General features: G+C 38.0%; 13 protein-coding genes. 1 reads left to right on the forward strand and 12 read right to left on the reverse strand.

Annotated elements, in window-relative coordinates; genetic code table 11:
- Nucleotides 1-263: 263 nt before the first annotated feature.
- The 8 genes from spoIVA to J2Z40_RS06145 form a co-directional block, all read right to left on the reverse strand.
- The gene (spoIVA, locus tag J2Z40_RS06110) at nt 264-1,742 is read right to left on the reverse strand and encodes a stage IV sporulation protein A (protein ID WP_066395499.1); all 1,479 of its coding nucleotides are present in this window, start codon (nt 1,740-1,742) and stop codon (nt 264-266) included.
- A 231-nt stretch (nt 1,743-1,973) separates the two neighbouring features.
- Nucleotides 1,974-2,687, reverse strand: a complete 714-nt coding sequence (locus J2Z40_RS06115) for a hypothetical protein (protein ID WP_066395502.1) — start codon at nt 2,685-2,687, stop codon at nt 1,974-1,976.
- Between the two features lie 55 nt (nt 2,688-2,742).
- The gene (locus tag J2Z40_RS06120) at nt 2,743-2,943 is read right to left on the reverse strand and encodes a DUF2768 domain-containing protein (RefSeq protein ID WP_066395505.1); all 201 of its coding nucleotides are present in this window, start codon (nt 2,941-2,943) and stop codon (nt 2,743-2,745) included.
- Nucleotides 2,944-3,241: 298 nt separating this feature from the next.
- On the reverse strand, nt 3,242-4,291 hold the full coding sequence (locus J2Z40_RS06125; protein WP_066395509.1) for an NAD(P)H-dependent glycerol-3-phosphate dehydrogenase: 1,050 nt from the start codon (nt 4,289-4,291) through the stop codon (nt 3,242-3,244).
- Nucleotides 4,292-4,338: 47 nt separating this feature from the next.
- Nucleotides 4,339-5,649, reverse strand: coding sequence for a ribosome biogenesis GTPase Der (gene der, locus J2Z40_RS06130; RefSeq protein ID WP_066395511.1), 1,311 nt, complete (start codon nt 5,647-5,649; stop codon nt 4,339-4,341).
- 661 nt (nt 5,650-6,310) lie between these two features.
- A complete protein-coding gene (locus tag J2Z40_RS06135; RefSeq protein WP_066395513.1) occupies nt 6,311-6,496 on the reverse strand; it encodes a capping complex subunit for YIEGIA in 186 nt (61 codons plus the stop codon).
- A 5-nt stretch (nt 6,497-6,501) separates the two neighbouring features.
- Complete coding sequence (locus J2Z40_RS06140) at nt 6,502-7,389, reverse strand: YIEGIA family protein (RefSeq protein ID WP_066395515.1); 888 nt, start codon at nt 7,387-7,389, stop codon at nt 6,502-6,504.
- The gene (locus J2Z40_RS06145; RefSeq protein ID WP_066395518.1) at nt 7,386-7,991 is read right to left on the reverse strand and encodes a YphA family membrane protein; all 606 of its coding nucleotides are present in this window, start codon (nt 7,989-7,991) and stop codon (nt 7,386-7,388) included. Before J2Z40_RS06145 ends, J2Z40_RS06140 begins: the two co-directional genes overlap by 4 nt.
- A gap of 125 nt (nt 7,992-8,116) precedes the next feature.
- Here J2Z40_RS06145 and J2Z40_RS06150 point away from each other — a divergent pair, with 125 nt between their 5' ends.
- On the forward strand, nt 8,117-8,257 hold the full coding sequence (locus J2Z40_RS06150; RefSeq protein WP_066395520.1) for a YpzI family protein: 141 nt from the start codon (nt 8,117-8,119) through the stop codon (nt 8,255-8,257).
- 271 nt (nt 8,258-8,528) lie between these two features.
- Here J2Z40_RS06150 and fni read toward each other — a convergent pair whose 3' ends face one another.
- The 4 genes from fni to cmk all read right to left on the reverse strand — a co-directional run bounded on the left by fni (nt 8,529) and on the right by cmk (nt 12,101).
- Nucleotides 8,529-9,578: a type 2 isopentenyl-diphosphate Delta-isomerase gene (gene fni, locus J2Z40_RS06155; protein WP_066395522.1), complete on the reverse strand. Its 1,050-nt coding sequence runs from the start codon at nt 9,576-9,578 to the stop codon at nt 8,529-8,531.
- Between the two features lie 12 nt (nt 9,579-9,590).
- A complete protein-coding gene (rpsA, locus tag J2Z40_RS06160; RefSeq protein WP_066395529.1) occupies nt 9,591-10,730 on the reverse strand; it encodes a 30S ribosomal protein S1 in 1,140 nt (379 codons plus the stop codon).
- A 112-nt stretch (nt 10,731-10,842) separates the two neighbouring features.
- Nucleotides 10,843-11,424, reverse strand: a complete 582-nt coding sequence (locus J2Z40_RS06165) for a lysophospholipid acyltransferase family protein (protein WP_066395531.1) — start codon at nt 11,422-11,424, stop codon at nt 10,843-10,845.
- On the reverse strand, nt 11,421-12,101 hold the full coding sequence (cmk, locus tag J2Z40_RS06170) for a (d)CMP kinase (protein ID WP_066395533.1): 681 nt from the start codon (nt 12,099-12,101) through the stop codon (nt 11,421-11,423). The genes J2Z40_RS06165 and cmk overlap by 4 nt, the downstream gene beginning before the upstream one ends.
- Nucleotides 12,102-12,149: the final 48 nt, after the last annotated feature.

Raw genomic sequence — 12,149 nt, forward strand, 5'->3', positions numbered from 1 at the left:
TGGAAAAATTTTGAATAATGTAAACTTTAATGTGAAGTGCACATTATGAAAAATACACTCATCAACCAGCATGTAAGACAGCTGTAATATACCTCGTTGTTAATTTATGGAACCTTTATGCAAGTCTAGTGGCTTATTAACGCTATTTTTAGTCAAAATTACGAAATAAGCGGATTTTCTCCGTCTATTTATCAGCTCAGCTGCTAAACTAACACCAATCCTTTAGAAAAAAAGAAAAAGACCCCCTACGGAGTCCCTAGAAATTATAAAATTATTGCAATTAAGCCGCCTGAGCCTTCATTAATAATTCTTTCTAATGTTTCTTTTAATTTATAACGGGCATTTTCAGGCATCATTGCAAGTTTTGCTTGGATTCCTTCTCGTACAATTGAACTAAGGCTTCTTCCAAAAATGTCAGAATTCCAAATTGATAATGGGTTATCCTCAAAATCCTGCATTAAGTATCGAACAAGCTCCTCACTTTGCTTCTCCGTCCCAATAATCGGTGAAAACTCTGATTCAACATCTACCTTAATCATATGGATGGATGGAGCAACCGCTTTTAATCTTACACCAAATCTTGAGCCGTGACGTGTAATTTCTGGTTCATCCAAGCTCATATCAGCCAATGACGGAGCTGCGATTCCATAGCCTGTTTGCTTCACCATTTTCAATGCATCAGAGATTTGATCATACTCTGTTTTCGCATGTGCGAAATCTTGCATGAGCTCTAACAGATGATCCTTGCCTCTAATTTCAACGCCTACAATTTCTTTTAATACATCATCATAAAGATCATCCGGGGCGAACAAATCAATCTCTGCAATCCCCTGGCCCATTTCTATACCAGCTAAGCCTGCCCGATCAATAAACTCAAAATCACTAAATTGGTGTACGACTCTGTCAACATCTCTAAGTCTTTTAATATCCTTAACTGTTTCTTTCACTGCATCCTGATAGCTTTCTCGTAACCAATGATCTTCATGTAAAACCATGACCCAGCTTGGTAAATTTACATTCACCTCTAATACAGGGAATTCATAAAGGGCTTCACGCATGACATTCAATACATCTGATTCCCTCATTCCTTCGACACTCATAGCTAGTACTGGAATATCATACTTTTCAGCCAATTCATTTCGAAGTGCTTCCGTATTTGGGTGATGCGGCTGTACACTATTGATGACCATAATAAATGGCTTTCCAACCTCTTTCAGTTCATCAATGACTCTTCCTTCAGCTTCAAGATAGTTCACACGTGGGATTTCCCCAATTGTCCCATCTGTCGTTATGACTACTCCAATCGTGGAATGCTCTTGAATGACTTTCCTCGTACCAATTTCTGCTGCCTCATGAAACGGAATCGGTTCTTCATACCATGGTGTATTAATCATTCTTGGGCCATTTTCATCCTCATAACCTTTCGCCCCAGGAACTGTGTAGCCAACACAATCAACCAAACGAATATTCACATCTAATCCTTCATCAACATGAACTGTGGCTGCCTGATTGGGCACAAATTTCGGTTCTGTTGTCATGATTGTCTTACCCGCCGCACTTTGAGGGAGTTCATCCTGGGTGCGAGCGCGGTCAGCTTCATTGCTCATATTCGGCAATACAACTAGCTCCATAAATTTTTTTATAAAAGTTGATTTGCCTGTTCTTACAGCTCCAACTACCCCGAAATAGATATCACCACCAGTTCTTTCGGCAATATCCTTAAAAATATCTACCTTTTCCAAGTGATCCCCTCCTAAAATCTGTGGGATAATATTATCCTATCAAATACATCTGGACATTATATATTTATGATGTTGTCCTACTGTGTTATGACAGTTTTTTTAAAATTACCCCAGTTGAAGAGTAAAATCTTTTACAAACTTTATTTCTTGTTCATTACTTTTAGAGTTAAGAATCGCATAGAAGAAAAAAACCCTTCTCCCACATTATATTTTGTAGAAAAAGGGTTATGACTATTTCGTTAAAAAGATCGGGTTATTTGTTGCTGGATCAATAGTATATGGCAAGGAATAAGCAGGAACAAACGCTGAATCCTCAACAAGAATCCCTCTAATATCCTCACCAGGCTGATAGTTTATTTCTTTCTTCTTTGCTATCTCGAATAAATCACTCGTGTAGTCAACATATACTTCCGCATCACCTGTAACAACGAAAGGGAGATGCCTTCCAGTATAAGGACTTAACGCATATGGATCTTCCTTAAAGCCGATTTTACTAAAATCTAAAGAAAAAACATGTTCATCGAGTTTTTCTTTATAGGGAGGATAGCCTTGGGCTTGTATTCTAAATTTAATATCACGAATCGTCTCCGCAATTCTTAAATCAAAGAGCTTAACCGTTGGGTTTGTTTCAGCATCAACTAATACATATTGAAAAACACCCCCAGATTCATATGCATTTCCTGGTGGTTCCGCCATATACTTCGGTGTAAGCTTCTTAAAATCGATTGGATACTTATGATAAATCGGTGTAGACTGACTCTTCGTCTTGATTGGAAGGAGTCCACCATTATCCTCTTTATATTTATTCACTACTGTTTGGACAGCTTGAATCTGGTCCTCATACGGAATTTGGTTTTGTTTTAATTGGTCATCAGGATACATGCAACCCGATAATAATAGAATGGATAGCGTGAACAAAGAAAATATTTTAATCTTTTTTCTCAACAGGATCAATCCTTCTTAACTATGTATTTAATAAACGGACTATCTATTTCGCTCACTATTCGGGAGTAGGCCCAGAAAATACGACTATAAAAATAATTATTCCTGCTATAATCATCAAAATATAAGCGAATAGAGCGGTGATAAACTTCAATACACCTTTTAGCTTAAAACGACTCAAAAATATTAATAAAATTGATACAAACATAAAGCCCATTGAACCAAGTGATATCCACATTTTCATTAAAGAATCCGACATAATTTCAACTCCTTTTACCGAGAAGTATTATAACATAAGTTCTACTGTTTATCATTATCAAAAACGCCGGCCTTACAAATATAGAGCATATGAATAAATGGACATACAATAAAAAAACCGAGCTAAAGAGGGGCAATTCTTTAACTCAGCATTTGACTAAATAACCCATTTATCCTGTTCATTTTACTAGTTTGCTTCGTTGCATTGTATGCAAAAGTGATGTTCCTCGCATCCTCGAAATGCCTATATTTTGCGAAAAACATTACTTATTTTTAAAAATACATGCTGGTTCGTCAATTTAGCTGTTTTTTTCACCGAGAACATTCATGAGATCATCCATTTCATTCTTTTTCCCACGTGCCATAAGACGATCGACAGCATCTTTTGCATTTACATTATTAAAAAGAACATCATAAAGTGCATCCGCAATCGGCATATTCACTCGATATTTTTCAGCAAGCTGTTTCGCGGCTTTTGTCGTTCTTACCCCTTCAACGACCATTCCCATATTATCAAGAACCTCTTGAAGATTATGGCCTTTTCCAAGTAAATGACCTGCTCTCCAGTTTCGTGAATGAACACTCGTACATGTTACGATTAAGTCACCTATTCCAGTCAATCCTGAAAATGTAAGCGGGCTAGCTCCCATTTGCATGCCAAGCCGAGCTATTTCCGCTAATCCACGAGTCATTAATGCTGCTTTGGCATTATCCCCATAACCTAATCCATCTGTTATCCCAGCCGCAAGGGCAATGATATTTTTAAGTGCTCCACCAATTTCAACACCGATGAGATCTGGATTCGTATACACCCGGAAATGATTATTAATAAAAAGATCTTGAACCTTATCTGCTGCCTCCATATTTTTCGAAGAAACAGTAACAGTTGTTGGATGCCTCAAGCTTACTTCCTCTGCATGACTAGGTCCTGAAAGTACAACCACATGATCTAAAAGATTATCAGGCATTTCTTCTTCAATCATCTCAGAAATGCGAAGCAATGTATCTGGCTCAATCCCTTTACTCACATGTACAATCGTTAATGGTTCCTTTCGAATCGCACTAATTTTACCGATGACTTCCCTTATTGCCTTTGTAGGAACAGCTAAAATGATTGTATTAACGCCGAATAATGCTTCCTCTAATGAAGCATGACCAATAATTCTTTCTGGTAATAAAATATCTGGCAAATATTTACGGTTTGTATGATTTTCATTTATTTCTTTGATTTGATTAGGCTTATGTCCCCAGAGCTTCACATCATGCTCATTATCTGCTAAAACCATAGCTAAAGCTGTTCCCCAGCTCCCCGCTCCAATGACAGCAATCGATTCTTTCTTTTGCTCCATAAGATCACTACCTTCAAATAATATTGTTCTGTCAGTCCTTATAAAATTTACTTTCTTTCTCTTGCAAAGATCCTAATTGGTGTTCCCTCAAACCCAAATGCATCACGAATACGATTTTCTAAGAAACGCAAATATGAGAAGTGCATTAATTCAGGATCATTCACAAATACAACAAATGCAGGGGGCTTAACAGCAACCTGTGTTACATAGTAAATTCTTAGTCGTTTGCCTTTATCCGATGGTGTTGGATTCATTGCAACTGCATCCATAATGACGTCATTTAACACACTAGTCTCTACCCGTAATGAATGATTTTCACATGCTTTATTAATCATTGGGATCAACGTATGTATCCGTTTTTTTGTTTTTGCAGATAAGAAAACAATCGGTGCATAATCAAGGAATAGAAAATGTTCACGAATTTGCTCTTCAAAAGCTTTCATTGTCTTTTCATCTTTCTCAACAGCATCCCATTTATTCACAACAATGACGACAGCTCTTCCTGCTTCATGCGCATATCCAGCAATCCGCTTGTCCTGCTCGATTATCCCTTCTTCTCCATCAATAACAACAAGTACAACATCCGAACGTTCTATCGCCCTTAATGCGCGCAGTACACTGTATTTTTCAGTTGTTTCATATACTTTTCCTTTTTTACGCATGCCTGCTGTATCAATGATTACATATTGGTCACCATTAAATTTCAGTTCTGAATCTATGGCATCTCTCGTTGTTCCGGCAATATTACTAACAATCACTCGGTCCTCACCAAGAATGGCATTCACTAAAGAGGATTTCCCTACATTCGGACGACCAATTAATGAAAACTTAATCACATCATCCCCATAATCCTTTTGACCAGATTTCGGAAAATGCTTGGCTGCTTCATCAAGCAAATCACCTAGTCCTAATCCGTGTGAGCCCGAAATCGGAAATGGCTCCCCGAAGCCTAATGAGTAGAAATCATAAATCTGTTCCCTCATTTCCGGATTGTCAATTTTATTCACTGCTAGAACGACTGGCTTCTTAGCTTTATAAAGGATCTTTGCAACCTCTTCGTCTGCAGATGTTACTCCCTCTCTTCCATTTGTTAGGAAGATAATTACATCTGCTTCATCAATGGCTATCTCAGCCTGTTGGCGAATTTGCTCAAGGAACGGCTCGTCCCCTATATCAATTCCACCTGTATCAATAATATTAAATTCATGTGTTAACCATTCGCCTGAACTGTATATACGGTCTCTAGTCACGCCCGGAATATCCTCAACAATAGAAATTCTTGAACCGACAATTCTATTAAATATAGTTGATTTCCCTACGTTTGGACGCCCGACAATCGCCACCACTGGTTTTGCCATGAACATCACCCCTTTAATTTATTTCTTTCTAACATTACTTAAACATTCAACTCATCGCAAATTAACAGTCATAATGACTTCCACTCTCATAAATCGAACGGCAAAACTATCATACGAAGTCGGAAAGCAGCAGCCTGTTAAAAGCCTGACAATAAAACTTGTCCAAGTCAGACGAAAACCACTAGTTGTGGCATTTCTAAGCGTGATTAATCCAGCTATTCATCAGAGGTCATAAGCAGAAACCTTCCAATAGATGTCTCGCTTTCTTCATAAAGAAGCCTAAGAACGTACAAAGTTATTAAATAAACCCTTCCTTTAACAGAAGGGCCTAACTTCATTATATTATCAAAGCATTCCCTACATAAGCAAGAACAAATGCGCAAGCGCCTCGATCATCGCCGTACAAACTGGAAGGACTGGTTCTTTCGATAAAGGAAACACGGTTTGCGTGAGCGGACCGATGTTGACGCAATCGTTGAGGAGCAGTACTGAAGTTTGGTAGGCGATAGGCGCTCCTCCTATAAGAAGATCACTTATACTCGTGCGATGCATACGCTGCCGAAGTGTTCCTTGTGGAGCTGGACGTTAGAAAAGCAATTCAAATTTATTAACAACGTACGGTTATAAAATTATCTTGTGTATGAAAAACTTAGCAGATTGGTTAATGTTTCACAATCACATACAATTCATCATTCAATGCATGTGCAATTCCATCAAGGATTGCCTCAAGATTTCCAGCAATAGACTCCATTTCCTCCTTGCTATCACAGGAAAATACAGCAGGTGCCGCAGGAATCTTGGAAGGATTAGTTGTGATGACAGCTAGAATATATTTCTCTAAAACCATACTGCTTAACTCCCTTCTTTAGACGTATTTCTCTCTGTTGGCATCCGAATGGCATTTTCCAATGTAGGCACAGCTCCGATAATCTTCAATGCCTTATCTATGTTTTTCTCCTGTGGCAGTACGAATACCGCCACTCTGCCATCATCAAGATCCCTTTTCGCAAGCGGAACGAGAGCCGGTGTTCCAGAATCGCGATATACACCGAGAGCAGTTGAAACATCATGCAGAATAGCCTGCCTTTGCCCTAAATTCGCAATGGTTGAGCGTGAATTGAAATTTTTTGGTTTTAAAATAAAGCCCATCCCGTATCGTAAAATCTCTTCCTGTCTTTGTGGCAGTCCAATATTCATAATATATATATTGTCAACATATAGTCCTGCCCCATCAAAACGCGGTTCCATATATTCCACGTCGACAATATCAGCAATCCTCCCACCTGACATGAGGATTTTTGAAATAATTAATGAAATGACAGCAAAAAGAATACCGATCCAAATATTAAAGAGGAGATAACCTAGAACGCTTACAAGTGAGGTGAATATAACAAGATAATTCCTGCTTTCAAATGCAATGGCTATTCCTTCAATATACGTCTTTCCTCTTGGAACCATTTCATAACTATCTAATTCAGTTAACGTATTTCGTTCCATATTCCTTACCTCTCGAAACTGAGAAGCAGCTAACGTTAGAAAGGTGATTGCAGTAAACTCTTCGTTCAAAATAGATGGAATCGCTACTGCCCCTAGTCCCGCTGCAATAAACCCGAGTGCGAGATGAATGATTTTCCCATGTAAATAGGTTGGATATTGACGATAATCTGTCCGAAGCATGTAAAGTCTAGTTAATGTACCTGTAGTGATTCCGAAAAGAATCGGTAATGTATATTCATTCATGATAGTTTTTGCTTCTCCCTTTCCAATTGGTTAAAGTATTTTTCATAGAATGATGCCAATAGCTCTATTCCGTTCCATAATGCAACCAATCCTAATGCGATTGTCATTGTATCCAAGAAGGTCAAAGAAGCAATTAAATACGGAAATGAATATTTACTTAGAATGAGTGCATAAAGAATTTCCCCTTGGAATGAACCAAGGATGATAATATACATACGATTTCGTTTATTTTCTTGTAAAATTAAAGCTAGAAAGACAACCATCACTGAAAGCATCCAATTCCGCGGAAAAATGAGCCACACTGGATCAAAAAGTTCAAACAAATGAAAACATACATAAGCAAGCATAATTATAAACGCACAAATACATCCATAAACCATTTTCAATCTTTCCATCTTTGTTGCCAAATAAAAGAAAATGCTACAAAGAAAGATCCCAGCCATTGAAATTTCAAATTGAAAAATGGGCACAATATGCGGGGAAGCGATAATGATGACTAACAGAATCCATGATAACTTTAGACGTAATTGATCTTTCTTCATAAAGAAGGTTGCCATGATCCAGACCATCCACGATACCCAATAAAATATGATTCCTTCCAATTTCACTCACCCCCTATTATTTCCATTATGTCTTTTTGATATGTAATCTAATCAATTTTCATTTCAGTATAGGGTGAATAAATAATGTTGCCTCGTTTCATCTTATAGAGAGGGAGGTGTACATAATGGGAAAGGATCGTCAAGAAAGAAAGTTAAAACAAAGCAAAAGAGTAGAATCTGATCGTGATCAAGCACTTCACTATCCTGGTGCGACAAAAATGCAAAGCCCAGAAGAAGCAAGAGAACTGAATAATAATAAGCTGTAACAAGACCAAAAGCGCATGTGCCTTGATCAGATATGGGCATGGAATAGGGCTAACTGGCATGAGGGTTGCTCATTTAACCTTTTTTTAAATAGCTTAGATCAAGGAGGCCGTAGGAGCTCGTCCTATAAGAAGGTCACATACTCGTGTGAGTGACGAAGGGTTCCTTCTGGAGTTAAAAAGTAGACCCAACCATTCACAAAGTGATACACAACATGCGATTTTTTTATTTCCCAGACAACGAAAGAGCTCCCGCCTATTGGCGAGAGCTCTTTCATCGTTGACTATATTTCTTCGTATCAATATTTCTTTCATTTAACCAGTGATACGTTTTTCCAGATATAATGATCTGTGCATTTTGAAGCTCTTTAAGATTTTTAGCACCCAATGCTGTCATCATCATTTTTAGTTCCTCATGAATAACATGAAGCTCTTCCACTAAAGTGTCGACGCCTTCCTTCATAAGAATCTTTAAGAAGTAACCCGCTACTCCAACTCCATCTGCTCCAAGCGCGATTGCCTTTGCTATCTCTAAGCTCGTTTGTATCCCACCAGAAGCTAATACAGCACCTTGTTTGCTCGTCGCTTTAGCTTCTGCAATCGAAACCGTTGTAGGGATTCCCCATTCATCAAAAAAAGCTAAGGTGCTTTTACGCCTATTGTTCTCGATTCGTGCAAAATTAGTTCCACCAAACCCGCCAATATCAACTGCGGAAACACCAATCGAGAAAAGTTGTTCCACTGCTTCCTTATTCATACCAAAGCCAACTTCTTTAACAAGGATAGGAACATTTGCTCCTTTTACAATATTTTCTATACGTAAAAGTGCGGATGAAAAATCTCGGTCCCCTTCAGGCATCGTTAACTCTTGGACAACATTTAAGTGGATTTGTAACGCATTCGCTTCAATCATTTGAATGGCAGCCTTTGCCTGATCAACAGTTGCCTCGCTGCCTAAATTTCCAATGACCATTCCATTTGGGTTTTCTTTACGAACGATTTGATATGTTTTTGCTTCTGCAGGGTCTTTAAGCGCTGCCATTTGTGAACCAACAGAAATAGCCATGCCCATTTTTTCAGCAACAATCGCGAGGTCACGATTAATTTGTAATGTACGTTCACCGCCGCCACCTGTCATAGCATTGATGAAAATTGGCGAACTTACAGAAAGTCCGCCAATTTTTGTATCTAGCTTTATTTCATCTAATGAACAATTAGGCAAGCTTTGATGAATAAATGTAATATCTTCAAATCCCGCCTTTTGTTCCTGACCAGTTGCTAGAGCATAACGAATATGATCCCATTTTCTTTTTGACCTAGACACAATATATCACCATTATTTTTTCAAATTCTTTAATTGATCACCAATCATTTCACCAAGCTGGAATCCAGTGGATTCTTCAGGTAGCTCATAATCAGTTATATATTGATCTTCTTTTTCTTGCAATTCTTTAATACTTAGTGATAAGCGTTGATCCTTTTCATTGACTTCCAGAATCTTCACTTCGATTTCTTGACCTTCTTTTAACACTTCATGTGGTGTTCCAATATGTTTATGGGCAATTTGTGAAATATGAACAAGACCTTCCACGCCAGGGAATAATTCTACAAATGCACCGTACGATACAAGTCTTTTCACCGTTCCTTTAATTGTGCTTCCTTTAGGAGCCTTTTCAGCAATATCACTCCATGGTCCTGGGAGTGTTTCTCTTATTGAAAGGGAAATTCTCTCATTATTGCGATCAACACTTAACACTTTCACTTGAACACTTTGGCCTTCTGAAACAACTTCAGACGGCTTATCGATATGTTCATAGGAAAGTTGAGAAATGTGAACAAGACCATCAATTCCACCAATATCTACAAATGCACCAAAGTCAGTGATTCTTTGGACTGTCCCTTCTAATACTTGGCCAGCTTGCAGTGAATCAAGAATTTGATGCTTTTGCTTGCCTTTTTCTTCTTCAACTACTGCCCGATGAGATAAAATTAAACGGTTTTTATCCTTTTCTAGTTCGACAATTTTGAATGTCATTGTTTTTCCTTTATAATTAGAGAAATCTTCAACAAAGTGTGCTTCAACAAGTGATGCAGGGACGAATCCTCTCACACCTAAGTCAACAACTAATCCGCCTTTCACAACATCCTTTACTTCAGCTTCAAATATTTCACCTGATTGAAACTTCTTCTCTAGATCTTGCCAAGACTTTTCTGCATCCACTTTACGTTTTGATAAGATTAAAGCTTCCTCTTCCACCTTTAATACTTCTAGGTCTAAGAGATCGCCTTCAGATACAGCATCACTTGCTTTTTCTACATGAAGGCTCGATAGTTCACTAATTGGAATAATTCCATCTAGTTTGCTATCACGAATATCAACAATCACTTGTTTTTCTTCAACCTTTGTTACTTGACCTGTTACCTTGTCACCAATTTCGAAATTTTTCACTTCAACTTGATTCATTTCTTCAGACATATGTATTCCTCCTATTTTTAGATGCGGAAGCGCCATGTTTTGACACTGAAGATAGACTGCACGCCTTTTTACTAACTTCTTACAAACTACTTCTTTTGTCAAGCAAGAAGCTTTAGCTATGCTTTTTAATGAGGTTACTAATTTCTTTCATAATGATTTCTGTCGTTTCCTCCGCTGAAGCCTTTTGCTCACGTAAAGTCACCATATCAATTGGTGTACCATACACCACTTTTAATCTTTTAAAAGCTTTATATGGACCGATAATTGCACATGGCACAACCGCTGCCTCTGTACGGAGTGCGAAAAAACCTGCACCAGCAAGTCCCTTCTTTAATTCTCCATCTTTACTTCTCGTCCCTTCAGGGAAAAGCCCTAAAACGTGCCCATCTTTTAATAAGGATAGACCTTTTCTTAACGCTTCTCGGTCACTCATTCCCCTTTTAACAGGAAAGGCATTTAAATGAGGGACAAGCTTTCCTAGTACAGGGACGTGAAACAATTCTTCCTTCGCCATAAAATGAACTGGCCTTGGGGCATTTATTCCAACAACGGGTGGATCAAAATTGTGAATATGATTAGAACAAAGAAGAACGCCACCCTCCTTCGGAAAATCTTCTGTGCCAAGTACTTCAAAGCGATAAATTGGCTTTAAAACCCCATAGCAAACTGATTTTGCAAAATCATAAAACGTCAATCACGCCCCATCCTTTCATTAGTCAGGTCCATTATCTTTTCTACAACCTGTTCTATTGTTAAGGAAGTTGTATCAATTTCTTCAGCGTCCTCCGCTTTTTTCAATGGTGCTACTTCCCGTTCTGAATCTAATTTATCCCTAAGCGAGATTTCTTCTTTTAATTTCTCCAAATCTGATGGAAAACCCTTTTGAATATTTTCATTATGTCTGCGAAGTGCTCTTTCTTCAACAGATGCTAAAAGAAATACTTTCACTTCCGCATTCGGTAATACATGTGTACCTATATCTCTTCCATCCATGACAACTCCACCAGAATGTGCAAAGCTTTGCTGTCTGCTAACCATTTCTTCTCTAACTAGACGATGCATCGAAACGATGGATACTGAATTGGTTACTTCTGATGTTCTAATATCATTTGTAACATCTTCTCCATCCAAATAAATTAATTGACCTTTTTCACTAGGCAGCAGCTCAATGGATGTTTCATTTAAAATATTCATTAATGCTTGTTCATCTTCAAGATCAACCTTATTAGAAATAGCTTTATACGTTAACGCTCGATACATTGCACCCGTATCAATGTATATATACGAAAGCTTTTCAGCCACAATCTTTGCGACAGTACTTTTCCCAGCCGCAGCAGGGCCATCAATTGCAATAGAAATCTGATTATTCATAGTGCCTCCTAAATAGCGATAAATGCTCTAATTATTATTATATTTTAC

The sequence above is a fragment of the Cytobacillus eiseniae genome (assembly GCF_017874625.1).
GTDB classification, from domain to species: domain Bacteria; phylum Bacillota; class Bacilli; order Bacillales; family Cytobacillaceae; genus Cytobacillus; species Cytobacillus eiseniae.